Here is a 26,240-nt window from a genome sequence, read left to right as displayed (position 1 = left end):
TTCACGAGATCGCGGGCAAGGCAGACCCCTTCGGCCACTTTGGAAAGCGGCGAATAGGCCCGGCGCGCGGCAGCGGCCCCGCTGGACATGATGGAGAGCGTCTTCAACTCCTTCTTCGGGTCCTTGTGGTTGCCACCCTTGGCGGTCTTGTATTTGTCGAACTTGTAGGCCCTGAGCGCCGCGCCCAGGGCGACATGCGCCGCTGCGTCGGCCGCCGTGATGCGGGCGGAGGATATGCCGTCCACCACGACCGCCCCGGCGGTCTCCTTGTCCCTTTCGAGCCGTCCGACAATGATGCCGCCCGCCTTTTCCAGCACCGCCTTGCTGAGATCGCCCGTCTTGCCCACACCGACGAGAAGAACCCGGCTGGCGCTCAGCCCCTTGGGCGCGAGGATCTCGATCACGCTTTCCGCCTTGCCGGTAAATCCGGCGGCCTTCATGGCCCGCTTCAGGGCGCCATCGGCCTTTTTGTCGATGTCGGCGGCCACGCCCCGCGGCGTCGCGGCCTCGGTCACGAGGACGGCGAGCGCACCCGATTTGGTCAGCGATATGTCAGCGAAGGAAATATTCATCAAACAAGCCTTTCTCCGGACACCGGCGCCCTTGCGCCCGTTCCGCATTCTGGTTGGCCTCCCGGGCAGGCCTGAGAAGGCGGCCTTTGGGGGTCGGGCGGTCCGGAGGCGGCCCCGCCGCCTTTTCCCGCCCGTCGAATTGGGATAACCATGCTATCTAACCCGGCGGCACAGGATAGACAAACCTGACCGCTCCGAACAGTTTTCCCATTGCGCCGTCCGACGGATTCGATGCTGCAATCGCTCACACGGTACATCTTCTGGCAATCGGCGGTGCCCTTCGCGATCGTCACATTCGTGCTGACCGGAATCATCTGGCTGACCCAGGCGCTCCGAATGCTGGACGTGCTGATCTCCCAGGGTCAGAGCATTTTCTCCTATTTCGACCTGACGGTTCTCGCGCTCCCCAGCACGCTGGCCATCGTCCTGCCCATCTCGCTGCTTTGCGCCGTGCTTTACGCGCTGCACAAGCTCATCAGCGACAGCGAGGTTGTGGTGATGTTCTCCGCCGGCATGAGCATGTGGCGGGTGGCTCTTCCCGTCCTCGCGGTGGCGGGCGCGGTTTCGGTCGTGGTGCTGGCCCTCAACATCTATATCGCCCCGGCGGGCCTTCGCGAGCTGAAGAGCCGGCTTTATGAAATCCGCGGCGATGTCGTCTCGACCATGCTGCGCGAGGGCACCTTCACCAATCCGACCGAGGGCCTCACGGTCTATGTCCGCGAGAGGTCGAGCGACGGCACGGTGCACGGCATTCTGGTGCAGGACAGCCGCAACAAGCTGAAGCCGACCACCTATCTTGCCGAGACCGGCAGTCTGGTGAAGAGCCCTGCCGGTCCCCGCCTCGTCATGTTCAACGGCAATATCCAGCGCGTCGACCGGACCGCCGACGGCGAAAGCGGGCCCGTCACCCTGCTCTATTTCGACAAATACACCTACGACCTGTCATCCTATATCCAGCAGGAGCCGGAATATTACAACGAGGCCCGCGAGCGCTATTTCAGCGAGCTCGTGAACCCGGCGCCCGACGACGCCTATGCCAAACAATTCCGGACCCAGCTTCTGGCGGATGCGAATGACCGCCTCTCGAACGCCCTTTATCCGCTGCTTTTCGCGCTGGTGGCGCTGGCCGCGCTGCTGCCCGCCCCGTTCAGCCGCCGGGGCTACGGCATGCGCATCGCCATGGCGGCGAGCATTGCACTGTTCTTCCGCGTTCTGGCCTTCGGCATTGTGAGTTCGGCTGCCACCGCGCCCGCCGCGATCCCGCTCATGTACATCATTCCGCTCCTGGTATGCGCCATGGCCGGGGCGGTGCTGTCGGGTGTTCCGCTCGAGGCGAAAGCCTTCGCCGGGCTCAACGCGATCCGCGCCATGATCCGCCATCCGCGGTCCGGGAGACGTGCCTGATGAATTTCTCCTGGACGCTTTCGACCTATTTCGCGAAGCGCTTTCTCACCACGGCGCTGTTCACCTTCGGCCTGTTCCTGCTCATCATCTATATGATCGACCTCGTGGAGCTGATGCGCCGGGGGGCGGAGCATGACGACATTTCCTTCGCCTTTCTGGCTGGAATGGCCCTTCTGGATCTGCCGCGCGTCGGCAATGCAACGATGCCCTTCGCGGTACTGTTCGGCGCCATGGCCTGCTTTCTGAGATTGAGCCGCAGCAACGAACTCGTCATTGCGCGGGCCTCGGGCATCTCCGTCTGGCAGTTTCTCGCGCCCGCCATCTTCGTGGCCTTCACGCTGGGGGTGATCGTCATCACGATCTACAACCCGATATCGGCTACCATGGCGTCGCGATTCGATCAGCTCGACGCGACGCATCTGAAAGGCCGGTCGAGCTTCATGGCCGTGTCGGACAACGGGCTTTGGCTGCGTCAGGCGGACCAGAAGGGCCAGGCCGTGATTCACGCCACCAAGATCGGCGATGCCGGGCTGACGCTCGATCAGGTGATCTTCATTCTTTATGGCCTGAATGACGAGTTTACCGGCCGCATCGACGCCAAAAAGGCCGTCTTGCGCGACGGCTACTGGGCACTGTCCGACCTCTGGATCGCCCGTCCCAACCAGTCGCCGGTGCATCTGGACAGCTTCCAGCAGCCGACATCGCTGACCCGCGAGCAGGTGCAGGAAAGCTTTGCGAATCCCAACACGATTTCGTTCTGGGACCTGCCCCGCTTCATCGAGACCGCGGAAGCCGCCGGCTTTACGGCCAGGCGCTACAAGCTCCATTTCTACGAAATTCTGGCGACGCCCCTGCTGCTATGCACCATGGTGCTGGTGGGATCGGCCTTCTCATTGCGCATGAACCGCTTCGGCGGCATGGCCCAATTGGTAATGGGCGGCATATTTTCTGGATTTATCGTCTATTTTCTCTCCGACCTCTCGCTCGCGCTCGGCCTATCGGGCATATTGCCTCTCTTCCTTGCGGCGTGGGCGCCATCGCTTATGGTCCTGTTTTTGGGGCTTGCAGTACTGTTCCACCTTGAGGACGGTTAGAGACCAGACGAATCGCGGGGGATTTCCATATCCCCCGGCCGCGCATGAATGAGGGGCATCAGGGGGCTGAAGCAGCACGTGACACGGGGTGGAACGAACAAAATCCGGCACGAGTTGGGTGCTGCGATTCTCCTGCCGGCGACGCTGCTGGCGGGCCTGGCATTCGGCACTGTCCCGGCCTCGGCCCAGGACGCGCGACCGCAATCCGAAATCGTCAAGAACGAGCGCTTCCCGGACTCCGGCGAAGTGCTCATGCTTGCCGACGAACTCGACTATGACCGCAACGCACAGATCGTGACGGCGCGGGGGAATGTCGAGCTCGCTTACGGCAAGCGCGTCCTGATTGCCGACAAGGTCGTCTATGACGAAAAGGCGGACATCGTGACCGCCGACGGCAATGTGGCGCTTCTCGATCCCGGCGGGGATGTCGCCTTTGCCGACCATCTCGTCCTGCGCAACAAGATGAAGGACGGTGTCGTCACCACCTTGCGCATCCTGATGGCGAACAACGCAAAGCTCGCGGGCAATGATGTCGTCCGCAAGGACGCCAACATCACGACCCTCCACAAAGGTGTCTACAGCCCTTGCGACGTCTGCGCGGAAAAAGGCCAAACGGAACCTCTCTGGCAGATCAAGGCCTTCCGCGTCACGCATAACAAGGAAGAACAGCGGATCGTCTATGAGGATGCGCGCATGGAACTCTTCGGGGTTCCGATCCTCTATACGCCCTATTTCTCGATGGCCGATCCGTCGGTGAAGCGCAAATCCGGCTTCCTCTCGCCGAGCTTTGCCAATTCCAACGATCTCGGGCAGCAGATCGAGACGCCCTATTTCTGGGCCATCGCGCCCGACAAGGATTTCACCTTCTCGCCGCGTTTCACGACCCGGCAGGGCATCATCTACAAAGGCACCTATCGTGAGCTGTTTTCCAATGGCCGGATGACGCTCAACGGCACGGGAACCTGGCCCAGGGACAAGACGCTGGGCACCCCCGGCGACAAGAATTTCCGCGGCAGCTTTTTCGGCAATGGCAGTTTCCGCCTGAACGACCACTGGAGCTGGAGCTTCCGCAGCGAGCTGACGACGGACGAAACCTATCTGCGCAAATACGACCTTTCCGGTGCGACCGACCTCGTCAACAACCTGTCGGTCGATTACGCGAATGGCCGCAACTGGTTTTCCTCCGACCTCTATGCCTTTCGCGGCCTGCTCGCCTCCGACAATTACGACACGACGCCCTGGATCGCGCCGCATATGAAGGGAAGCTACACCCTTCCTTCGAAGGTACTGGGCGGCATGGTCTCCTTTTCCGGCGATGCGCTGATACTGGGCCGGAACGACGGTCCGAACATGCGCCGCCTTTCCACCCGGATGGACTGGAACCTGAGACGGACGACCGTGGGCGGTCTGGTCTACCGGCTGTTCGCCAACCTGCGCGGCGATTTGTATTCCGTCGAAAACGTCAAGGACCCGTCCAACCCGGCCGTGACCTTCTCCGACACGACGCTGTTCCGCGGCCTGCCGACGATGGGCACCGAGGTCAGCTATCCGCTGGTACGCTACAGCGGCGGTCTGCGCGAAGTGCTGGAGCCGATCCTGCAGCTCATCTATTCGCCGGATATCGGCAATACGGTGGAGCTGCCCAATGAAGATTCGCTCAGCTTCGAGTTCGACGACACCAATCTCTTTTCGGAAAACAGGTTCCCCGGCCTCGACCGCTGGGAAACCGGCACGCGCCTGAATGCCGGTATGCGCTATTCGCTCTTCTGGGGCCCGCAGGGCCGCGCCAGCGCGCTGATCGGGCAAAGTTTCCGCCTGAACGAAAACCAGAGCTTTTCGTCCGCGAGCGGGCTTCGGAACGAACTTTCCGATGTGGTCGGACGGATCATGGTATCGCCCTCGTCGAACTGGCTGATCGTCCATCGCTTCCGGGTCGGCAGCGAAAGTTTCAAACTGCGCCGCAATGAAGTGAACGCCTATGGCCGCTACGGCCCGGTGAGCGCCCAGCTCGGATATGCCTATTTCGCGGCCGACCAGTTCAGCACCTTCACCCCGCGAGAAGAAATCGTGCTTGGCTCGGTCGTGCGGCTCGATGACTACTGGCGCCTGTTCGGGCAGACTCGCCGCGACCTTTCCAAGCATCGCGCGGTCAACAACAGCGTCGGGGTGGGATATTCGGACGAGTGCCTCGATATCTCGCTGGGATATTACCAATCCTTCACGCGGGACCGCGACATCGAGCCGGAGAATTCCTTCATACTGCGTCTGACGCTCAAGACGCTCGGGAGCACCGACGGGTGAGCATGAGCAGGCGCAAATCGTGCCGGACCAGATTTTCATGACGGTGCCACATCAAGATACGGTATCGCCAACCCACTGAAACCGGACAGTTTTTTCCGATTGCCGGCCAGGTTGATCGGACACTCAATTCCAGTATTCTGTGCCCGGGTTTCTGGGCCGACCATCGGACGACACGTCCGCCGTGAGAAAGCAGCCATGACGAAAGAGATTGCCGTTCGCGAGACACCTGCCTTTCGGCGGGGCGTTGCCATGCCGTTTTTCGCAAAGATTTTCGGGCTGGCCTGTCTCGTCATTCTGACGGGCGGTCTTCCTCGCGCCGCATCGGCCGCGGAGGGCGCGGCAAGTGGAGCCTCGAGCGGCTCTCTGAGCCAGGGTATCGCTGCCGTCGTGAACGACGAAATAATTTCCAGCTACGACCTCAACCAGCGTATCAAACTTGTGTTCGCCAGTTCGGGCATTCCCGACACTCAGGAGAACCGCGACCGCATCCGCCCGCAGGTCCTCCGAAACCTGATCGATGAAAGGCTGAAGGAGCAGGAAGCCAAGCGGCTGAAGATCGAGGTGACCCAGGACGATGTCGACAGGGCATTCAAACGGATCGCCACCCGCTCGAACATGACGGTCGATCAGATTGGCGAGTTCCTGAAGAAAAACGGCGTCAACAAGAGCACGCTGACGCAGCAGCTGCGCACCGACATTGCCTGGAACAAACTTGTGGGCCAGCAGTTCGGCTCGCTGGTTTCGGTCAGCGACGGCGAAGTGCAGGAAGTGCTTCAGCGGCTGCGCGATGAATCGGACAGCCCGAGCTACGATGTCAGTGAAATCCTCCTGACCTTCGACAATCCCGCGCAGGAGGCCGAGATTCGAAACGGCGCCGAGAAGCTCATCGAGCAGATCCGCAAGGGAGCGCCTTTCCAGGCCGTGGCCCGCCAGTTCAGCCAGTCGGCCTCCGCGGCCAGTGGCGGCGATATCGGCTGGGTCCGCGCAAGCCAGCTCCCCGCGCCTGTCGCCGAAGTCGTCAAGAACATGCCGAGCGGCACGGTTTCCGATCCGATCCGTACCCGGAACGGCTACTACATCGTGCAGCTTCGCGCGATGCGCCGCGGCTCCGGCGCCGATCCGCTGAACGACCAGTATGTGCTGATGCGCGTGCTGCTGCCGCTCACTCCGGATGCCGCGCCGCGCTTCGTGGCGCAGCGTGCGCGGGAAGCGGAATCCTTCCGCGCCAGCGTCAAGAGCTGCGACGAGGCCTCCAGGAAGATCAACTCCTACGTCGGCGGCAAGGCCGACAGGCCGCGCACGGTGCTGGCCGGACAGCTCGAGCCGCGCATGCGCAAGGCGATCTCCGGTCTCAAGACCGGCGATGTGAGCCAGCCGGTCCGCTCCAATGCCGGCGTGGAAATGCTGGTCGTCTGTGGATACAAGCCGGATGAAGGCGGTCTGCCCACGGCGGAGCAGATCGACGACAACCTCTACGAACAGCAGCTTTCCATGATGGCGCGGCGTCACCTGCGCGATCTGCGGCGCGATGCCGTCGTGGTCAAGCGGTAAGATGCATGAGCGCATCCAGCGGCAGCGCGGACAACGGGCCCGTCCCTGACGAAACGCCGCCGCTTGCCCTGACCATCGGAGAGCCGGCAGGCATCGGGCCTGAAATCTCTCTCAAGGCCTGGGCGCATCGCGAGCGGGAGGCGCTTCCTCCCTTCTTCGCCATCGGCGATGCGTCCTGTTATCGCGAAACGGCAAGCCTTCTCGGCGCCGACATTCCAGTCGAACGAATTTCGCGGCCGGGCGATGCCTCGTCCGTTTTCAAGCATGCCTTCCCCGTGCTCCATCTGCCGCTCGCGGTTGCCGCCCGGCCCGGCAAGCTCGCGCCGGAGAATGCCGCCGCCGTCATCGACGCCATCGATCTTGCCTGCGACCTTGCGCTCAAGGGCGAGGCGTCCGGCATCGTGACCAGCCCCATCCACAAGCGCGTGCTTTACGAGGCCGGGTTCAAACTGCCCGGCCATACGGAATATCTCGCCGAGCGGGCCGGCGGCACACCGGTCATGATGCTCTCCTGCCCGGGCCTGCGCGTTGCGCTCGTCACCATCCATATGCCGATCAAGGCCGTTGCGGCGCATCTGTCGACCTCGGCCATCGTGGAGACGGGCACAACGCTGGCGCATGCGCTGCGCACCGATTTCGGGATCGACGCCCCGCGCCTCGCCGTGGCCGCGCTCAATCCGCATGGCGGCGAGGAAGGCCATCTCGGGCGCGAAGAGATCGAGATCATCGCGCCCGCCATTCCCCTCATCCGCGACACCGGCGTGGAGGTGACGGGACCGCTTCCCGCCGACACGCTGTTCCATGAACGCGCGCGCGAAAGCTATGATGCGGTTTTGTGCATGTATCACGACCAGGCCCTGATCCCGCTCAAGACCATCGACTTCGAGCGCGGCGTCAACACCACGCTCGGCCTTTCCATCGTGCGCACCTCGCCCGACCATGGCACCGCGCTCGACATTGCCGGAAAGGGCCTCGCCCATCCGGGCAGCCTCATCGAAGCGATCCGGCAGGCGGGCGAAATCGCCTGGAACCGCAGGCGGACATCAGCGGGAGCACGCGCATGAGCGATGCCTCACCGCCTGAGCTTCCGTCCGTTCGCGAAATAATGGAGCGCCACGGGCTCAGTCCGCAGAAATCGCTGGGGCAGAACTTCCTGCTCGATCTCAACCTCACCCGGCGGATCGCGCGGGCCTCCGGATCGCTTACGGGACGTCAGGTTCTCGAAGTCGGTCCCGGACCGGGCGGCCTCACCCGATCGCTGCTTGAAGAGGGGGCGGAGCGCGTCATCGCGATCGAGACGGACCATCGCTGTGTCCTGGCGCTGGAGGAGCTTTCGGCCGCCTATCCCGGCCGGTTTCAGATCGTCGAGGGCGATGCGCTCAAGGCGGATATGCGTGCGCTTGTGGGCGGACGCACGCGGATCATCGCCAATCTCCCCTACAATGTGGGCACGCCGCTCCTCGTAAAATGGCTCCAGACCGAGCCCTGGCCGCCCTGGTACGAAACCATGACGCTGATGTTCCAGAAGGAAGTCGCCCAGCGCATCGTGGCGCCGCCCGGATCCCGCGCCTATGGACGGCTCGGCGTGCTCGCGCAATGGCGGACCCATGCCCGCATTCTTTTCGATGTGGACCGGCGCGCCTTCACGCCGCCGCCTTCCGTCACCTCATCGGTGGTGGAACTCATTCCGCGTCCAAAGCCGCTCGCGCCTGCCGATCCGAAAGTTCTGGAGAAAGTCGTCGCCGCCGCGTTCGGGCAGCGCCGCAAAATGCTGCGCGCCGCGCTGAAAACCATTGTGCGCGAGCCCGTCGCGCTCCTCGAGGCGGCACATATCGACCCGACCACGCGCGCGGAGCAGCTCAGCGTGGAACAATTCTGCCAGCTTGCCGAAACCCTGCGTCTGCAGGCGTTTTAGCGGGCCGCCCATGTTGTGAGTGGGCCTTCGCCGTGCAAAAGTAACGCGCAAAACAACCAGCCAGTTCAGTCGGGAGGCCATCATGAAAGCCGAAGCCATAGTCGAATACGGAGCGCCGCTCCAGGAAGTCACCATGGACACGCCAGAGCCGAAAGGCAGCGAAGTCCTTGTGAAAGTGAGCCATTGCGGCGTCTGCCATTCCGACGTCCATCTGCATGACGGCTATTTCGACATGGGCGGTGGCAACAAGCTCGATGTGAGCGGCGGGCGCAAACTGCCCTTCACGCTCGGCCATGAGATCGAAGGCGAAGTCGTTGCCGTGGGCCCGGACGCGGAAGGCGTGAAGGTCGGTGACCAGCGCGTCGTCTTCCCCTGGATCGGCTGCGGCGCCTGCCCTACCTGCAACCGCGGCGACGAGCATCTGTGCAACCGGCCGCGCGCGCTCGGCATCACGGTCGCTGGCGGCTATGCCACGCATTGCATCGTGCCGCATCCGCGCTACCTGCTCGACTATGAAGGCGTGAAAGAAGGGCTTGCCGCGACCTATATGTGCTCCGGCCTCACCGCCTATAGCGCGATGAAGAAGCTCGGCGATCTCACCGACGAAGAGCGCGTGCTGGTGGTCGGTCTCGGCGGCGTGGGCATGATGGGCCTGCAATTCGCCAAGGCCATGTTCCCGGCCGCGCCGCTCGCCGCCGATGTGGACGAAAACAAGCTCCAGTCCGCCAAGGGCTCGGGCGCGCATGAGATCTACAACCCGAAGGACGAAAACGCGCTGAAGAAGCTGCTCGCCGACACCGATGGCGGCGTCCCGGCGGCGGTCGATTTCGTCGGCTCCGAAGCCTCGCTGAAATTCGCGCAGGGCGCCGTCCGCAAAGGCGGCAAGGTGATCGTGGTCGGCCTTTTCGGCGGCGGTTTCTCCATGCCGATCCCCATGTTCCCGATGCGCGCCATCTCCATCGGCGGCTCCTATGTGGGCTCGCTGTCGGAAACGCATGAGATGATGGATCTGGTGAAGGCCGGCAAGATCGATCCGATCCCGGTCGCCGAGCGGCCGCTTTCGGAGGCCTCCAAATCGCTGGACGATCTGCGCGAAGGCCATGTGATGGGCCGCGTGGTACTGAAGCCCTGACGGCGACAAAGGGCATTTGACCCAGGTCAAACGAGCACCCGGTAAGCCCATAAAAAAATTATGGGTTCTGTTTGATCTCGATCAATGAGTTAACCCGGTCCCGGGACAAGCATGGCGTCCTCTCGTAACAGGAGGACGCCATGACTTTTTCCAGGCTTGCAGGTGCCGGTTTCTGCGCACTCACCCTCGCATTGGGCCTCGCCCTTTCCGCGCCCGCGGCCCGGGCGCAGGACGACACGAGCACATCCCCCCGGCCGGGCTACGGCATGATGAGAGGCGGCGGTCAGGGCCCCGGACAAGGCATGGGCCCCGGCATGATGGGGCAAGGCATGATGGGTTCCGGCATGGCCGGACAGGGCTATGGCCGCGGCATGATGGGCGGCGGTGGCATGGGCGGTTGCGGTATGATGGGCAACAGCGCATCGGGCGACTACGACACCTATCTCGATGGCCGCATCGCCTTCCTCAAGGCCGAACTCAAGATCACCGAAGACGAAGAACCCGCCTGGAATGAGTATGCGGACGCCATGCGCACGAACTCCCAGACCATGGTCTCCATGCGCGGCACCATGATGCAGATGTTCCGCAACAGCGGACAGAACCGCTCGGTGGTCGACCTGCTCAATTTCCGGATCGAGGCCATGAAGGCCCGGCTGGAGACGCTTCAGGAGCTCAAGCCCGCCACCGAAAAGCTCTATAACGCGCTTTCCGACGAGCAGAAGAAGAAGGCCGACGAGATCCTGCCGGTCATGGGCTGCATGTAAGCTGGCTCAGAGTGCTTCGCGGATCTGCTTCACGAAGTTGGACAGCCCCGTCAGGCGGCTCAGGCGAAGGCGTTCGGCCTGCAGGATTGACTGCAACTCGCCGAACGCCTTTTCCGGATCGTCATTGACGATGATGTATTCATATTCGGAATAATGGCTGATCTCATCCGACGCCTTCTCCATGCGCCGGGCGATCACTTCCTTGCTGTCCTGCGCCCGCGAGTGCAGCCGCCGTTCCAGCTCCTGTGCAGATGGCGGAAGCACGAAGACCCTCACTAGATCGCCCTTGGCGCTCTCGCTGAGCTGCTGCGTGCCCTGCCAGTCGATATCGAAGAGCACGTCGCGGCCCTCGCTCAGCGCCTCTTCCACGGGGGCGCGCGGCGTGCCGTAATAATTGTCGAAGACCTTGGCGCTCTCCAGGAGGTCGCCCTTGTTGCGCATGATGCCGAAGTCTTCCGTGGACAGAAAATAATAGTCCTTGCCGTCCACCTCGCCGGGGCGCGGGGCGCGCGTCGTGGCGGAGACGGACATGGTGATATTGCCGTCGCTTTCGAGCAGACGGCGCGACAGCGTCGTCTTGCCCGCGCCTGACGGCGATGACAGCACCAGCATCAACCCCCGCCTCTTGATGTCGATCCCGCTCATGCGCTCGTCCCCCGTCACTCGATATTCTGGATCTGCTCGCGGAGCTGATCGATCACGGCTTTCAGGTCGAGCCCGATCCGCGTCAGGCTTACATCCGCCGCCTTGGAACACAGCGTATTCGCCTCGCGATTGAATTCCTGCGTCAGGAAGTCGAGGCGGCGTCCTTTCGGATCCTTGCCGGTGAGCAGCTCCCTCGCCTGTTCCACATGGGCGGTCAGCCGGTCGAGCTCTTCGCGGATATCGGCCTTGGTCGCAAGCAGGGCCGCCTCATGCGCAAGGCGGTCTTCGGCAATGCCGCTATTGCCGTCGAGCAGTTCATGGATTTGCGCGGCCAGCCGGTCGCGAATGGCGTGCGGGCTCGCTGCGGGCGCGGCGGCGGCGTCCTTCGTCAGCCGTTCGATCTCGTCGATCTGGGCGGAGACAAGCGCCTCGAGCTTCAGCCCCTCTTCCGAGCGTGCCATGGCGAGAGCGGAGGCCGCCTCCTCGAAGGATTTCACCAGCGCCGCCTCCAGCGCCGCTTTTTCTTCCGGGTCGGTTTCCGAGGCATCGCCGGTTTCCAGCACGCCCCGGAGCGCCAGAATGCCTTCCGGGCGGGGCGGTTGCGTCTCGCAGATGCTCTGCACTTCCTTAAGCGCGTCGACGACCACGGCCAGCGCCTCGCGATTGAGCCGCAGCGGCGCGGGCGTCGCGCTCTGGTCTATCGAGAGCGATGCCTGACAATTGCCGCGCTTGATATGCTTGCCCAGCGCCTCGCGCAGGCGCGCCTCCAGCCCGTCGATACCGGGCGGCAGGCGGAACCGGCAGTCGAACGACTTGCCGTTCACGCTGCGCAGTTCCCAGTGCCAGCGCATGTCGCCCAGCGCGCCGTCTGCGCGGGCAAAGCCTGTCATGGAGTTGAGCGACATCTGGGCCTCCGGGAATCGTGTCGGTCGGGGCCGCATCATAGCAGGCCCGACAATCGGTATGGGATCGCGAGGGCTAGTTGCCCTGTTTTCGGCGGCGCTCGCGCTCCACCTTGCGCCATTTGGCGACATTGCGGCGGTGCTGCGCCAGCGTGTCGGAGAAGACATGTCCTCCGGTGCCGTCCGCCACGAAATAGAGATGCTTGGTCTCGGGCGGATCCAGCACCGCGCGCAGCGACGCCTCCCCCGGATTGCAGATCGGCGTCGGCGGCAATCCGTCGATCACATAAGTGTTGTAAGGCGTGGCCTTGGCGATCTCGCTGCGTCGAAGCGGACGGCCCAGCGGCCCCTTGCCGCCCACCAGCCCATAGATAATGGTCGGGTCGGACTGGAGGCGCATCGGCATTTTCAGCCGGTTCGTGAAGACGGAGGCAACCAGCGGGCGCTCTTCCGGCAGTCCCGTTTCCTTTTCCACGATAGAGGCGAGGATGACGGCCTCTTCCTTGGTTTTGACCGGCAGGTCTTTCGCCCGTCCCGCCCAGAGCTTGTCGATGAGCTTGTCATGCGCCTCGCGCATCCGCGCGACGATCTCGGCACGGGTGGTGCCCCGGGTGAAGCTGTAGGTTTCCGGCAGCAGCGAGCCTTCGGGCGGCGTCTCGGGCAGTTTGCCCTTCAGCACCGGGTCCTTCGCCACGATCGCCATGATCTGCTCGCTGGTCAGCCCTTCCGGCAGCGTGATCCGGTGCTGTATCGACTTGCCCGCGCGCAGAATGCCGACGATGGAGGCCATGCTGGCTTGGGCGGGAATTTCATACTCCCCGGCCTTCAGCGCGGCGTCCGCGCCCTCAAGCCTGACGCCAAGACGGAAGATCATCTCGTCGGAAATGGCCCCGGCGCCCTCCAGACGACCCGCGATATCGCGCACGCCGATGCCTTTGGGCAGCATCACCACGACGGGCTTTTCCGCCGGGCCCGGGGTTTCGTATTTCCATTTTCCATAGAGGAAAAAGCCGCCGGCCAGCAGCCCAACGAAGAGAGGCAGTCCGATCAGGTGCCAGAGAACGAGTTTCATGAAGAAGCCGCGCGACGATGTCTGCGCGGCTTCCTTTGTCTCGTTCACTTCCGGCTTGTCGGTCGGCTCGCTCAATCAGTCACCTTCTTCATGACGAGAGAGGCATTGGTGCCGCCAAAGCCGAAGGAATTGGACAGGGCGTAATTCACTTCCTTGTCCACGGCCTTTTTGGGCACCAGGTCGATTTCGGTTTCCACTGCCGGATTGTCGAGATTGAGCGTCGGCGGCAGCTTGCTGTCGCGCATGGCCAGCAGGCAGAAGATCGCTTCCACCGCGCCCGCCGCGCCCAGCAGATGGCCGATGGACGATTTGGTGGACGACATCGACACCTTGCTCACCGCATTGCCGAGCAGGCGCGAGACGGCGCCAAGCTCGATCGTGTCGGCCATGGTCGAAGTGCCGTGTGCGTTCACATAGTCGAGGTCGGAGGCGGTGATGCCGGCGCGCTTCAGCGCGGCCTGCATGGAGCGGAAGCCGCCATTGCCGTCTTCCGGCGGGGCGGTGATGTGATAGGCGTCGCCCGAGAGGCCATAGCCGACCACTTCGCCGTAAATCTTTGCGCCGCGCGCCTTGGCGTGTTCGTACTCTTCGAGCACCACCACGCCTGCGCCTTCGCCCATCACGAAGCCGTCGCGATCGGTGTCATAGGGGCGCGATGCCTTCGTCGGGTCGTCGTTGAAACCCGTGGACAGCGCACGGCAGGCGGCAAAGCCTGCAATGCCCATCCGGTTGATCGCCGATTCCGCGCCGCCCGCGACCATCACGTCGGCATCGTCCAGCGCGATGAGACGCGCCGCGTCGCCAATGGCGTGCGCCCCTGTCGAACAGGCGGTGACGACAGCGTGGTTCGGTCCCTTCAGCCCATGCTGAATGGAGACGTAGCCCGAAGCGAGATTGATAAGTCGTCCGGTGATGAAGAACGGGCTCACGCGGCGCGGGCCCTTTTCTTTCAGCGTGATCGCCGTTTCGGCGATGCCTTCGAGGCCGCCGATGCCCGAGCCGATCATCGTGCCCGTGCGGCACTGATCTTCCTCGGTTTCCGGCTTCCAATTCGCATCCTGAAGCGCCTGCGTGGCGGCGGAGACGGCATAGACGATGAATTCGTCGACGCGCTTGGCTTCCTTGGGGTTCATCCAGTCATCCGGATTGAACGCCCCCTCGCCTTCGCGCGGTACCGGCATGGCAATCTTGCAGGGAAGATCGGAGACATCGAACTTGTCGATTTTCCGAGCAGCGGACTCGCCGTTGAGAATCCGTTTCCAGGTCGTCTCGGCGCCGCAACCAAGCGGCGAGACCATGCCCACACCAGTAACGACGACACGTCTCATACGCTTCGAGCTCCCTTGCGCGACTTCGTTCCCACCCGGCTTGTTTCTTCAACAAGGTTCGGACGGGAGGGAAGTCTTCATAATTCGCGGGGCCGGCCAAGCGTCATTCGTCGCCGGCCGGCCGCCACGAGAGGACTTTACGACTGGTTCGATTTAACGAACTCGATCGCATCCTTGACGGTCAGGATCTTCTCGGCGGCATCGTCCGGAATCTCCACGCCGAATTCTTCTTCAAACGCCATAACCAGTTCGACGTTGTCGAGGCTGTCTGCGCCCAGGTCGTCGATGAAGCTGGCGTTCTCGGTGACCTTGTCGGCATCGACACCAAGGTGTTCGACGACGATCTTCTTCAGGCGTTCCGCGATATCTTCACTCATTCTCAAGTCCTCAGATCGTTGTTTTGACCGGCCCCGGTCCCTGGCGGTTATACCCGCTTCGGACCCCGAGGATTGCTCGCGATCGAATTCGGCAGAAAATCGTCCCCCTTCTGGCCCAGAAAAGGGCCTGGGCGCAAGCCAAATCGACGGCCTAGGTATCACATATTTCCGCCATGTACCAGCAAGGGGTATTGCCGGTTACGCTAGGTTACACCCCTGAATTGCAACAGTTTTTCGGAGAACGGGATCTCCGGCTTCAGATCATGGCCATGCCGCCGTTCACATGAAGGGTCTGGCCCGTCACGTAAGCGGCTTCGTCGCTGGCGAGATAAACCGCGGCGGACGCGATCTCCTTGGCGTCGCCGAGACGAGCGGCGGGAATCGTCGCAAGAATTCGCGCCTTCTGGTCTTCGTTCAGCGCATCCGTCATGGCGGAGCCGATGAAGCCGGGCGCAATGCAGTTGGCGGTGATGTTACGGCTTGCGACTTCCTGCGCAATCGATTTGGTCATGCCGATCATGCCGGCCTTGGAGGCCGCGTAATTCGCCTGACCGGGATTGCCCGTCACGCCCACCACCGAGGTGATGCCGATGATGCGGCCCCAGCGGCGCTTCATCATGCCGCGCATGACACCGCGCGACAGGCGGAAGGCGGCGGTGAGGTTCACGCGCAGAACTTCTTCCCACTCTTCATCCTTCATGCGCATGAAGATGTTGTCGCGGGTGAGGCCTGCATTGTTGATGAGAATGTCCATGCCGCCCATGGCTTCTTCCGCCTGCTTGGGCAGCGCGTCCACGGCCTCGCCATCGGAGAGATTGCAGGGCAACACATGGGCGCGCTCGCCAAGCTCGGAAGCCAGTCCATCGAGCGCTTCCTTGCGCGTGCCGGACAGCGCCACGGTCGCGCCCTGCGCGTGCAGCGCCCGGGCAATCTCGGACCCGATGCCGCCGGAGGCGCCGGTCACGAGCGCGCTTTTACCGGTGAGGTCGAACATTCTCTCCCCTTTCGTCTCTTTCCCTGTGTGGGCGTACTTGTCTGGATGAATATGGGCGCTCAGAGCGTCTTCAAAAAGGCCTCGACATCGGCGGGCGTACCGACAGCAGCCGTTCCGGCTTCCTTCGCGATACGTTTTGCCATGCCGGTCAATACCTTGCCGGCGCCGACTTCAACGAGCTGCGTCACGCCCTGATCCACCATATAGAGAACGCTTTCGCGCCAGCGGACCATGCCTGTCACCTGCTCCACCAGCAGGTTGCGGATGGTCTCGGCATCGGCAACGCGCGAGGCGGTGACATTGGCGACCAGCGGCACGGCGGGCGCCTGCATGGACACCTCGGCGAGCGCCGCTTTCATTTCGTCTGCGGCGGGCTGCATCAGCGCGCAATGGAAAGGCGCGCTCACCGGCAGCAGCATGGCGCGCTTGGCGCCCTTGGTCTTGGCGATCTCGGCGGCGCGCTCGACGGCGGCCTTGGCGCCGGAGATCACGACCTGTCCCGGCGCATTGTCGTTCGCGGCCTGACAGACATCGCCCTGCGCCGCTTCTTCGGCAACTTCCTTTGCCACATCGAAATCGAGGCCAAGCATGGCGGCCATCGCCCCCTCGCCCACCGGCACGGCGCGCTGCATGGCCCGGCCGCGCAGCTTCAGCAGGCGCGCGGTATCGGCAATCGTGAAAGCCCCGGCGGCGGCCAGCGCGGAATATTCGCCCAGCGAATGGCCGGCGACGAAAGAGGCCTTGTCGGCCAGCGCGAAGCCGCCCTCGGCTTCCAGCGTCTTCATGGCCGCCAGGCTCACCGCCATCAGGGCGGGCTGTGCATTTTCGGTGAGGGTGAGTTCGTCCTCGGGGCCTTCCCACATCAGCTTGGTGAGGTTCTGGCCCAGCGCGTCGTTCACTTGCTCGAAGACTTCGCGGGCGGGTGCGAATGCCTCGGCCAGCTCCTTGCCCATGCCGACCGCCTGGGACCCCTGCCCCGGAAAGGTGAATGCGCGCGTCATCCCTGCTCCCGTCTTTATATCTGTTTTCCGTCCCGCCTGACCGGCCGGTTTCTGCGCGATGGCAGCGCCTGAAACGGCGCATCCCCCGCGAAGCGCCAAGAGATACCGGCAAAGAGACCCAAGTCAAGCAGCGCGCGGCAATTCCCGGCACGCGGATTGGACCGGAGGCGGCTATCGTGAGAAACTGCGCTCGTACTCTTTCGGATGTCCGTTGCCCGCAAGGAGTTCCTCAAGATGAGCGATACCGACATCAAGCCCCGCCCCGGGACGAAACCCCGGACCCAGCGGCCGAAGCTCCACAAGGTCATTCTGGTCAATGACGACTTCACGCCGCGCGAATTCGTGGTGAAGGTTCTGATGGGCGAGTTTCGCATCGCCGAGGCGCAGGCCCATAAAGTGATGATGACCGCCCATCAGAAGGGCTCCTGCGTGGTTTCCGTCTATCCGCAGGATGTGGCGGAAACCAAGGCGGCACGGGCGACCGAAGCCGGCCAGCAGAAGGGCTATCCGCTGCTTTTCACGACCGAGCCCGAGGAATAGGGCCATCGGCGCGAAAGCCCTTGCGTTGAAACGTCTTTTTTGTATATTCCGCGCTTCCGAAGGCCTTGGTTGGAGGCTGAACGGCGCACCGGCGGATTTCCGCCGGCAGGACTGAAGCAGGTCCGGGCTCCGGTGTCTCCGCTTCTTTGGTGGTCCTTTCGAGCCTTTCTCCGCTGTTTGCGGCGTTTATCCAGGGCTCAAAGGGGGCTTTGCGCCGGGGCCGGATACATATGAGGAAGGCTCTATGGCTCTCTACGAGCATATTTTTATTGCGCGGCAGGACGTGTCGCAGCAGCAGGTCGAGCAGATGCTCGAACAGTACACCAACGTCATCAAGGAAAATGGCGGATCGGTCGGCAAGACCGAGTATTGGGGCCTGCGCAACCTCGCCTACAAGGTGAAGAAGAACCGCAAGGGTCACTACACGCTTATGAACATCGACGCCCCGCATGACGCGGTCGCGGAGATGGAGCGTCAGATGGGCCTCAGTGACGACGTGATCCGCTTCATGACGATCCGCGTCGAGGAACATGAAACCGAACCCTCCGCAGTCATGCAGAACCGTGGCGGACGCGATCGCGACAACCGCCGTGGCGACCGCGGCCCGCGCCGTGACGACCGTGGCCCGCGCCGTGATGACGGTCCTCGCCGCGACGATGGCCCTCGCCGTGAAGAACGCAACGCCAATTCCGAAGGGGGTAATGCCTGATGAGCAGTGCACCGCAACGCCGGCCTTTCTTCCGCCGCCGCAAAACCTGCCCGTTCTCCGGCGCCAACGCCCCGAAGATCGACTACAAGGACACCAAGCTCCTGCAGCGTTATGTGTCCGAGCGCGGCAAGATCGTGCCGAGCCGTATCACCGCCGTATCGGCCAAGAAGCAGCGTGAACTCGCCCGTGCCATCAAGCGCGCGCGTTTCCTCGCCCTTCTGCCCTACGTGATTTCCTAATCCCGGCTGAAGGAGACGCCAACATGCAAGTCGTACTTCTGGAACGGGTGGAAAAACTCGGTCAGATGGGTGACGTCGTCAAAGTGAAAGACGGCTTCGCCCGCAATTTCCTGCTCCCGCGCGGCAAGGCGCTGCGCGCGACCAAGGACAACCTCAAGCGTTTCGAAGAGCAGCGTGCCCAGCTCGAGGCCCGCAACCTGGAGCTCCGCAAGGAAGCCGAACAGGTCTTCGAAAAGGTCAATGGCGAGAAGTTCATCGTCATCCGTCAGGCCGGCGACACCGGCATTCTGTACGGCTCGGTCAGCACCCGCGACATCTCCGATGCGATGACGGTCGGCGGGTTCTCGACGCACCGCAATCAGGGGCAGCTCGACAAGCCGATCAAGAATCTCGGCCTGCACGACGTTCGCGTCGTCCTCCACCCTGAAGTGGTCGCCACCGTCAGCGTGAATGTGGCCCGTTCGGAAGAAGAAGCCGAACGCCAGGCACGCGGCGAAGACGTCACCCAGACGCAGGACGATGACGACGACATCGAAGCCGCGGAATTCTTCGAAGACGAAGAACTGGCTCCGGACGAGGATGGCTCGGAAGAAGCCGAGGCCGATGCCGAGTCTGCTTCCGAAGAGGAAACGCCGGCCGGCTGATCTTCGGCAAGGCATTGAAAATCAAGGCGCTCCGGCATTGTCCGGGGCGCCTTTTTCTTTGGATGGTTGCCGCGCGATTGGACGAGTTACGAAGCTTTTTAGAACCACTCTTGCAAACAGCCGCCAATTCTTTTTTCATAGTTGGGCAAACGACCGGTTCACCACTCGATTGAGGGGGTACCATGCTTCTTCAGATGCTTCTCGGGATGGTCGTCAAAAAGGGTTCGCTGAATCTCATCGATGCGAACGGCAAGGCGACGGCCATAGGGAATGGCGAAGGTCAGACTGTTACCGTCCGTCTTCATGACGCGAAGGCCGGGCGCGAGATCGCCCTCAACCCCTATCTGAAACTGGGCGAAGCCTATATGGACGGCAGGCTCACGGTAGACCGGCCGCATACCATCTACGACCTCATCGACATGCTGACGAGCAGCCTTGGCCATGACTATGCCGGGCCCGTGTTCCGCATGCAGGCCCATCTCCGCCGGCTGAAACGGCGCATCGACCAGCACAATCCGGTCGGCAAGGCGCAGAAGAACGTCGCCCATCACTACGACCTCGACGGCGGCATCTACGATCTTTTTCTGGATGAGGACAAGCAGTATTCCTGCGCCTATTTCGCCCGTCCGGACATGACGCTGGAAGAAGCGCAGCTCGCCAAGAAGCGGCATATCGCGGCCAAGCTCAGGATCGAGCCGGGTATGCGCGTTCTCGATATCGGCTGCGGCTGGGGCGGCATGGCGCTCACGCTGGCGGAAGAATGCGGCGCAGAAGTGGTCGGCGTCACCCTCTCCAAAGAGCAGCATGCGGTCGCCACGCAGCGCGCCAAGGATCGCGGTCTTCAGGACCGGGTGGATATCCGCCTTCAGGACTATCGCGAGCTTACCGAGCAGTTCGACCGCATCGTGTCGGTCGGCATGTTCGAGCATGTGGGCATCGGCCATTATCCGGAATATTTCAACGCCATCCGCGAGCTGCTGAAGGATGACGGCGTGGCGCTCGTCCACACCATCGGCCGCCTCGACCCGCCCGGCGCCACCAATGCGTGGATCGCCAAATATATCTTCCCCGGCGGCTATATCCCCGCGCTCAGCGAAATGTCCGCGGCGGTGGAAAATGCCGGCATCTTCATGACCGACATCGAGGTGCTGAGGCTCCATTACGCCGAGACGCTGCGCGAATGGCGCAGGCGCTTCATGGCCCATTGGGACGAGGCCAAGGGCATCTATGACGAACGCTTCTGCCGGATGTGGGAATTCTATCTGGTCGGCTCGGAAACCTCGTTCCGCAATGAGGGCATGGTCAATTTCCAGATGCAGATCACCAAGAAGATCGACGCCCTGCCGATGACGCGCAACTACATGATCGACGATGAGCAAAAGCTCGGCGCGTCCCAGGCGATGGAACAAAGGCTGGCGGGAGACTGACAACCCGATTGCACCCGCCATCGACAAGGGGCGTCGCGCCGGAAAGCCGGACGGCGCCCTTTCCGAATCGCATTAAGCTCATGACTTATCCACAGACTTGTTCACGCCTTGCCGCGAGGCACAGGGTGGGATTGGGCTCGCAGATGCGCAATTGCTCACAGGCTGTGAAAAACATTGCTGTTAACTGTCTGAAACAGGGCGCTTTTAGTGCTTTAAGAAGCGCAGCTCGCGGGTGATAAGGGGACCATGGACACGCCTCTTCACGCCTATAACGACATCCCCGACGATCCCGCCCCCGATGAGGGAGGTGGCGAATATCGCGTGCCGCCTCACAACATCGAGGCGGAGCAGGCGCTGCTGGGCGCCGTGCTGGTGAATAACGACGCCTTCGACCGGGTGGCCGCCTTTCTGGAGCCCTCGCATTTCTTCGAGGATGTGCATGGCCGGATCTTCGAGGCCATGTCGAAGCTCATCACGCAAGGCCATCTCGCCTCGCCGGTGACGCTGAAGGGCTTTTTCGAGCGCGACGAGGCGCTGGCCGAGGTTGGCGGCGCGCAATATCTCGCCCGGCTCGCAGGCGCGGCCACGACCATCATCAACGCCCAGGAATATGCGCGTACGATCTACGATCTCGCCATCCGGCGCGAGCTCATCCGCATCGGCACCGACATGCACAACCGCGCTTTCGACGCGCCGGTGGACGATGCGCCGGGCACCCAGATCATGGATGCCGAGCAATCGCTCTATCAGCTCGCCGAAAAGGGCAAATATGAAGGCGGCTTCCAGGCCTTCCACGAGTCGCTGAAGACCGCGATCGACATGGCCGCCGCCGCCTATGAGCGCGATGGCGGCTTGTCGGGCATTTCATCGGGCCTGCGTGATCTCGATCAGCGCATGGGCGGCTTGCAGCAATCCGACCTCATCATCCTTGCCGGCCGTCCCTCCATGGGCAAGACGGCGCTTGCCACCAACATCGCTTTCAACGCGGCCAAGAGCTACAAGGCCGTGCACCATCCCGACGGCACGGTGGAGGCGAAAGACGGCGCCATCGTCGGCTTCTTCTCGCTCGAAATGTCGTCCGAACAGCTCGCCACGCGACTGCTCGCCGAACAGTCCGGCGTGCCGTCGGAGCGCATCCGGCGCGGCCGGATCGAGGAGGATGAGTTCCACCGACTGGTGGAGGCCTCGCGCGAATTGCAAAGCGTGCCGCTTTATATCGACGACACGGGCGGCCTCACCATTGCGACGCTGGCGGCGCGCGCGCGCCGCCTGAAGCGCCAGCGCGGCCTCGGCCTGCTCGTGATCGACTATCTCCAGCTCCTGGCGGGCTCGGGCAAGTTCGGCGACAACCGCGTGCAGGAAGTGACGCAGATCACCACCGGCCTCAAGGCGCTGGCGAAGGAACTCAACGTCCCGATCCTCGCCCTCTCCCAGCTCTCCCGTCAGGTGGAAGCGCGCGACGACAAGCGACCCCAGCTTTCGGATCTTCGCGAATCCGGCTCCATCGAGCAGGACGCCGACGTGGTGATGTTCGTCTTCCGCGAGGAATATTACGTCTCCCGCCGCGAACCGCGCGAAGGCACGCCCGAGCATCTGGAGTGGCAGGCGGAAATGGAGCATGTCCACGGCATCGGCGAAGTCATTATCGGCAAGCAGCGCCATGGACCTACCGGCACGGTCAAACTACAGTTCCAGGCGGATGTGACGCGCTTCAGCGACCACATCGCCGATGACCACCTGCCGGAACCCATACCTTGAGAACCAAGTCCAGCGCGCCCGCCCCCGCCGATGCTCCCTTCGAGGCCGATGCGGGCGGCGTGCTCACGATTAACCTTGATGCGCTCGCCGCCAATTACCGGCGGTTTCAGGACACCGCGCCGCATGCGGAAGTGGGCGCCGTGGTCAAGGCGAATGCCTATGGGCTCGGCCTCAAGCCCGTCGTCGCCGCGCTGGCGGAAGCCGGGTGCGGCAGCTTCTTCGTCGCCGAAGCGTCTGAAGGCCGGGCGGTGCGCGAGGCGCTCGCGGGCCGCGCCGACGATGTGCCCATCTATGTGTTGAACGGGCTGATGGCGGGCGCCGCGCCCGCCTTCATCGAATACGGACTTCGGCCCTGCCTTTCTTCATTGGCCGAAATCGGGGAATGGAAGGCCGCGACGCATCTGCCCTGCGCCATCCATTTCGACACCGGCATGAACCGGCTGGGGCTCACCGCCGGCGAGACCGCCGAATTCATGGCCAGCAACACCTGGTCGGAGGGGCTCGATGTGGCGCTGCTGATGAGCCATCTTGCCTGCGCCGACGATCCCGATCACGAACTCAACGCCATCCAGCGCGAGCGGTTCGCGCATATCGTGGACACGCTCCAGCCCCGTTTTCCGCGCGCCGTGGCAAGCCTTGCCAATAGCGGCGGCGCCTTTCTCGGCGCCGATTATCATTTCGACCTCATCCGGCCCGGTATCGGCCTTTATGGCGGCAACCCGTTTACCGCGCGCGACAACCCGTTCGAGACGGTGGTGACGGTGGAAGCGCGCGTGCTTCAGGTAAAGGACGTGCCCGCCGGGGAGAGCACCGGCTATGGCGCCAGTTCGACGGGAGAAGGCGTGCGCCGGGTCGCGGTACTTGCAGCGGGCTATGCGGACGGGTATTTCCGGTCCTTGAGCTTCCCCTCCCTGCCCGGCCTTCAGGCGCAGGGCGGCGTGGTTGCGCTGGCGGGACGGATCGTGCCCATTGCAGGACGTGTTTCGATGGATCTGATCGTCGCGGACATTACATCCCTGGCCGAAGGCGCCGTATCGCGTGGTGATATGGCGGAACTCGTAGGCCGTCATGTGCCGCTCGACGAGGTTGCAAAGCGGGCCGGTACGCTCGGCTATGAAATTCTGACCTCGCTGGGCGAACGATACCGGCGGCACTACACTCGAGGCGGCCGAATCCCTTCCAGCGCCGCGGACAACAATATGGGCAGGAGCGTATCTTGAATTTTCTAGCGGTTATCGGGCGGGTCGTGATCGCGACGCTCGCCGAGATCGGCAAGCTGAGCAAGTTCACCTGGGCCGCCGTCACGCATATCGTCCGTCCGCCCTTCTTCCTGCGGATGCTGCTTCAGCAGATGTTGAGGATCGGCTATTTCTCGCTGCCCGTGGTGGCGCTCACCGCCTTTTTCACCGGCGGCGCGCTCGCCCTCCAGATTCACTACGGCTCCAGCGAGTTCAATTCGGAATCGCTCGTCGCCACCGTGGTCGCACTGGGTATCACGCGCGAACTCGGGCCGGTTCTCGGCGGCCTCATGGTTGCAGGCCGCGTCAGCGCCGCGATTGCCGCCGAGCTTGGCACGATGCGCGTGACCGAACAGATCGATGCGCTGACGACGCTTTCCACGAACCCCTATAAATATCTCGTCGCCCCGCGCATCGCGGCGGCCGTCATTACCCTGCCCCTTCTCGTCTTCGTCGCAGACATTATCGGCATCATGGGCGGCTATGTGGTGGCCACCGCGTCGCTCGACTTCAATGCAGGCGTCTATCTGAAGAACACCATCAATTACATTCAGGACAATGGCGTCACCTCCGGCCTCATCAAGGCGGCCGTGTTCGGTTTCATCATTGCACTGATGGGCTGCTTCCACGGCTTCAACAGCAAGGGCGGCGCGCAGGGCGTGGGCCGCGCGACGACGAACGCGGTGGTGAGCGCTTCCATTCTGATCCTTGCAGCGAACTACGTGATGACGTCGCTGCTGTTCGCGAAGTGAGAACGGACATGGCAAACAAACCCGATCCCGACGCGAAGATCGAACTGCGCGGCGTCCACAAGCGCTTCGGACCCAAAGTGGTTCTGGACGGTATCGACCTGACCGTGCCGAAGGGCGAGTCCCTGGTCGTCATTGGCGGCTCGGGCACCGGCAAGTCGGTCATGATCAAATCCGTGCTCGGCATCGTGAAGCCGGAACAGGGCGAGATCTTCGTCGATGGCCAGAACGTGCTGAAGATGGATCAGAGCGACCGCGAAGACACGTTGCGCAAATTCGGCATGCTGTTTCAGGGCGCAGCCCTGTTCGACAGCCTGCCCGTCTGGGAAAACGTCGCCTTCGGTCTCATCCAGGGCCGGCGCATGAAGCGCAAGGAAGCCAAGGAAATCGCCATGGACAAGCTGTCCAAGGTGGGGCTTGGCGCGGATGTGGGCGAACTCTATCCGGCGGAGCTTTCCGGCGGCATGCAGAAGCGCGTGGGCCTTGCGCGCGCCATCGCGGCGGATCCGGAAATCATCTTCTTCGACGAACCGACCACCGGCCTCGACCCGATCATGGCCGACGTCATCAACGAGCTGATCGTGGACAGCGTGAAGGAACTCGGCGCGACGACGCTTTCCATCACCCATGACATGGCGAGCGCGCGCAAGATCGCCGACAAGATCGCGATGATCTACAGGGGCAAGATCATCTGGGCGGGCAGCGTCGAAGAGGTGGACAAGAGCGGCAACGAGTATGTCGAGCAGTTCATCAACGGACGCGCCGACGGTCCGATCCAGATGGAAGTGCTGAAGCCCTGATGGCCAGGCCGCAGCGCATATTCGTCTGCCAGTCCTGCGGCGCCGTGGCCGCGCGGTGGCAGGGTCGATGCGAGGCCTGCGGCGAGTGGAATACCATCGTCGAGGAAACCTCCGACAATACCGGCATCGGCAGCGGGCCGCAGAAGGCCGCGCGCGGCAAGGGCCGCCAGATCGAGCTTGTCGCCATGAGCGGCGAGAGCGCGGACCCGCCGCGTCTGGAAAGCGCCATTGCCGAACTGGACCGTGTGCTGGGCGGCGGGCTCGTGCCCGGCTCCGCGCTGCTGGTCGGCGGCGATCCGGGCATCGGCAAATCGACGCTGCTGCTGCAGGCCATGTCCGCCCTTTCCAATCGCGGACACGATGTCGTCTATATTTCGGGCGAAGAAGCGATCGCTCAGGTGCGTATGCGCGCGCGCCGTCTGGGCCTTGCCGAAACCGATGTTCAGCTCGGCGCGGAAACCAATCTGCGCGACATCATTTCCACGCTCGAAAGCGGCAGGCCGCCGGACGCGGTCGTCATCGACTCCATCCAGACCATGTGGACCGATGCGCTCGACAGCGCGCCCGGTACCGTGGCGCAGGTGCGCGCCAGTGCGCAGGAGCTGGTGCGCTTTGCCAAGAAGAACGGCACCGCCGTCATCCTTGTCGGCCATGTCACCAAGGAGGGCCAGATCGCGGGCCCGCGCGTGGTGGAGCATATGGTCGACGCGGTGCTCTATTTCGAAGGCGAGCGCGGCCACCAGTTCCGCATTCTGCGCGCCGTCAAAAACCGTTTCGGCCCGGCCAATGAGATCGGCGTCTTCGAGATGGGCGCGCTGGGGCTCACCGAAGTCCCCAACCCGTCCGCCCTCTTTCTGGGCGAGCGCGACGGCGGCACCAGCGGCAGCGCGGTCTTTGCCGGGATCGAGGGCACGCGCCCGGTGCTGGTGGAAATCCAGGCGCTGGTCGCCCAGAGCGCGCTCGGCACGCCGCGCCGGGCGGTGGTCGGCTGGGATTCGGGCCGCCTCTCCATGGTGCTTGCCGTGCTGGAGGCGCGCTGCGGCCTCTCGCTGGCCGGTCAGGACGTTTATCTGAACGTGGCGGG

Annotated in this window: 26 protein-coding genes; 18 read left to right on the top strand and 8 right to left on the bottom strand. The window is 63.2% G+C overall.

Features of this window, described 5'->3' with window-relative positions; translation table 11 throughout:
* Positions 1-572: M17 family peptidase N-terminal domain-containing protein (locus CMI59_RS01795; RefSeq protein WP_293323893.1), on the bottom strand; the 572-nt coding region annotated here is incomplete at its 3' end.
* A 231-nt stretch (positions 573-803) separates the two neighbouring features.
* On the opposite strand from CMI59_RS01795, the gene lptF reads away from it, so the two are divergent.
* The 8 genes from lptF to CMI59_RS01755 all read left to right on the top strand — a co-directional run bounded on the left by lptF (position 804) and on the right by CMI59_RS01755 (position 10,733).
* Positions 804-1,976 carry an LPS export ABC transporter permease LptF gene (gene lptF / locus CMI59_RS01790; RefSeq protein ID WP_293323890.1) on the top strand — a complete coding sequence of 391 codons (1,173 nt, stop codon included), beginning with the start codon at positions 804-806 and terminating at the stop codon, positions 1,974-1,976.
* Entirely contained in the window at positions 1,976-3,070 is a 1,095-nt protein-coding gene (gene lptG, locus CMI59_RS01785; RefSeq protein WP_293323887.1) for an LPS export ABC transporter permease LptG, read from the top strand. The genes lptF and lptG overlap by 1 nt, the downstream gene beginning before the upstream one ends.
* A gap of 78 nt (positions 3,071-3,148) precedes the next feature.
* Entirely contained in the window at positions 3,149-5,371 is a 2,223-nt protein-coding gene (locus tag CMI59_RS01780) for an LPS-assembly protein LptD (RefSeq protein ID WP_293323885.1), read from the top strand.
* Between the two features lie 195 nt (positions 5,372-5,566).
* The gene (locus CMI59_RS01775) at positions 5,567-6,922 is read left to right on the top strand and encodes a peptidylprolyl isomerase (RefSeq protein ID WP_293323882.1); all 1,356 of its coding nucleotides are present in this window, start codon (positions 5,567-5,569) and stop codon (positions 6,920-6,922) included.
* Positions 6,923-6,927: 5 nt separating this feature from the next.
* A complete protein-coding gene (gene pdxA / locus CMI59_RS01770; protein WP_293323879.1) occupies positions 6,928-7,986 on the top strand; it encodes a 4-hydroxythreonine-4-phosphate dehydrogenase PdxA in 1,059 nt (352 codons plus the stop codon).
* Positions 7,983-8,837: a 16S rRNA (adenine(1518)-N(6)/adenine(1519)-N(6))-dimethyltransferase RsmA gene (gene rsmA, locus CMI59_RS01765; protein ID WP_293323877.1), complete on the top strand. Its 855-nt coding sequence runs from the start codon at positions 7,983-7,985 to the stop codon at positions 8,835-8,837. The genes pdxA and rsmA overlap by 4 nt, the downstream gene beginning before the upstream one ends.
* Positions 8,838-8,919: 82 nt before the next feature.
* On the top strand, positions 8,920-9,969 hold the full coding sequence (locus CMI59_RS01760; RefSeq protein ID WP_293323874.1) for an alcohol dehydrogenase: 1,050 nt from the start codon (positions 8,920-8,922) through the stop codon (positions 9,967-9,969).
* A gap of 140 nt (positions 9,970-10,109) precedes the next feature.
* Complete coding sequence (locus CMI59_RS01755; protein WP_293323872.1) at positions 10,110-10,733, top strand: Spy/CpxP family protein refolding chaperone; 624 nt, start codon at positions 10,110-10,112, stop codon at positions 10,731-10,733.
* Positions 10,734-10,739: 6 nt separating this feature from the next.
* Here the strand turns inward: CMI59_RS01755 and gmk are convergent, their stop codons facing one another.
* The 7 genes from gmk to fabD all read right to left on the bottom strand — a co-directional run bounded on the left by gmk (position 10,740) and on the right by fabD (position 17,052).
* Positions 10,740-11,378 (bottom strand): guanylate kinase, encoded by a 639-nt coding sequence (gene gmk / locus CMI59_RS01750; RefSeq protein WP_293323869.1) that lies wholly within the window; start codon positions 11,376-11,378, stop codon positions 10,740-10,742.
* A gap of 14 nt (positions 11,379-11,392) precedes the next feature.
* Entirely contained in the window at positions 11,393-12,283 is an 891-nt protein-coding gene (locus CMI59_RS01745; protein WP_293323867.1) for a YicC/YloC family endoribonuclease, read from the bottom strand.
* Positions 12,284-12,356: 73 nt separating this feature from the next.
* On the bottom strand, positions 12,357-13,427 hold the full coding sequence (gene mltG, locus CMI59_RS01740) for an endolytic transglycosylase MltG (protein ID WP_293323864.1): 1,071 nt from the start codon (positions 13,425-13,427) through the stop codon (positions 12,357-12,359).
* Complete coding sequence (fabF, locus tag CMI59_RS01735; RefSeq protein WP_293323862.1) at positions 13,424-14,680, bottom strand: beta-ketoacyl-ACP synthase II; 1,257 nt, start codon at positions 14,678-14,680, stop codon at positions 13,424-13,426. Before fabF ends, mltG begins: the two co-directional genes overlap by 4 nt.
* 137 nt (positions 14,681-14,817) lie before the next feature.
* Positions 14,818-15,057, bottom strand: a complete 240-nt coding sequence (locus tag CMI59_RS01730) for an acyl carrier protein (protein WP_167095541.1) — start codon at positions 15,055-15,057, stop codon at positions 14,818-14,820.
* Between the two features lie 256 nt (positions 15,058-15,313).
* Positions 15,314-16,051 (bottom strand): 3-oxoacyl-[acyl-carrier-protein] reductase, encoded by a 738-nt coding sequence (fabG, locus tag CMI59_RS01725; protein WP_293323858.1) that lies wholly within the window; start codon positions 16,049-16,051, stop codon positions 15,314-15,316.
* A 59-nt stretch (positions 16,052-16,110) separates the two neighbouring features.
* Positions 16,111-17,052, bottom strand: a complete 942-nt coding sequence (fabD, locus tag CMI59_RS01720) for an ACP S-malonyltransferase (RefSeq protein WP_293323855.1) — start codon at positions 17,050-17,052, stop codon at positions 16,111-16,113.
* A gap of 234 nt (positions 17,053-17,286) precedes the next feature.
* On the opposite strand from fabD, the gene clpS reads away from it, so the two are divergent.
* The 10 genes from clpS to radA all read left to right on the top strand — a co-directional run.
* Entirely contained in the window at positions 17,287-17,592 is a 306-nt protein-coding gene (gene clpS, locus CMI59_RS01715; RefSeq protein ID WP_293323853.1) for an ATP-dependent Clp protease adapter ClpS, read from the top strand.
* A gap of 244 nt (positions 17,593-17,836) precedes the next feature.
* Positions 17,837-18,301 (top strand): 30S ribosomal protein S6, encoded by a 465-nt coding sequence (gene rpsF, locus CMI59_RS01710; RefSeq protein ID WP_293323850.1) that lies wholly within the window; start codon positions 17,837-17,839, stop codon positions 18,299-18,301.
* Positions 18,301-18,540 carry a 30S ribosomal protein S18 gene (rpsR, locus tag CMI59_RS01705; RefSeq protein WP_167095546.1) on the top strand — a complete coding sequence of 80 codons (240 nt, stop codon included), beginning with the start codon at positions 18,301-18,303 and terminating at the stop codon, positions 18,538-18,540. Before rpsF ends, rpsR begins: the two co-directional genes overlap by 1 nt.
* 23 nt (positions 18,541-18,563) lie before the next feature.
* Positions 18,564-19,184 (top strand): 50S ribosomal protein L9, encoded by a 621-nt coding sequence (rplI, locus tag CMI59_RS01700; protein WP_293323846.1) that lies wholly within the window; start codon positions 18,564-18,566, stop codon positions 19,182-19,184.
* 182 nt (positions 19,185-19,366) lie between these two features.
* The gene (locus CMI59_RS01695) at positions 19,367-20,611 is read left to right on the top strand and encodes a cyclopropane-fatty-acyl-phospholipid synthase family protein (RefSeq protein WP_293323844.1); all 1,245 of its coding nucleotides are present in this window, start codon (positions 19,367-19,369) and stop codon (positions 20,609-20,611) included.
* 246 nt (positions 20,612-20,857) lie between these two features.
* A complete protein-coding gene (locus CMI59_RS01690; RefSeq protein WP_293323842.1) occupies positions 20,858-22,369 on the top strand; it encodes a replicative DNA helicase in 1,512 nt (503 codons plus the stop codon).
* Positions 22,366-23,589, top strand: a complete 1,224-nt coding sequence (gene alr / locus CMI59_RS01685) for an alanine racemase (RefSeq protein WP_293323840.1) — start codon at positions 22,366-22,368, stop codon at positions 23,587-23,589. Before CMI59_RS01690 ends, alr begins: the two co-directional genes overlap by 4 nt.
* Positions 23,586-24,359 carry an ABC transporter permease gene (locus CMI59_RS01680; RefSeq protein ID WP_293323838.1) on the top strand — a complete coding sequence of 258 codons (774 nt, stop codon included), beginning with the start codon at positions 23,586-23,588 and terminating at the stop codon, positions 24,357-24,359. The genes alr and CMI59_RS01680 overlap by 4 nt, the downstream gene beginning before the upstream one ends.
* Before the next feature lie 8 nt (positions 24,360-24,367).
* The gene (locus CMI59_RS01675; RefSeq protein WP_293323836.1) at positions 24,368-25,156 is read left to right on the top strand and encodes an ABC transporter ATP-binding protein; all 789 of its coding nucleotides are present in this window, start codon (positions 24,368-24,370) and stop codon (positions 25,154-25,156) included.
* On the top strand, positions 25,156-26,240 hold a 1,085-nt coding region (radA, locus tag CMI59_RS01670), incomplete at its 3' end, for a DNA repair protein RadA (RefSeq protein WP_293323833.1). The genes CMI59_RS01675 and radA, both read left to right, overlap by 1 nt.

It is taken from the genome of Parvibaculum sp. (assembly GCF_002684405.1).
Classification (GTDB): domain Bacteria; phylum Pseudomonadota; class Alphaproteobacteria; order Parvibaculales; family Parvibaculaceae; genus Parvibaculum.
Note: the sequence above shows the minus strand (reverse complement) of the source record. Positions and strands in the feature narration are given on the sequence as shown.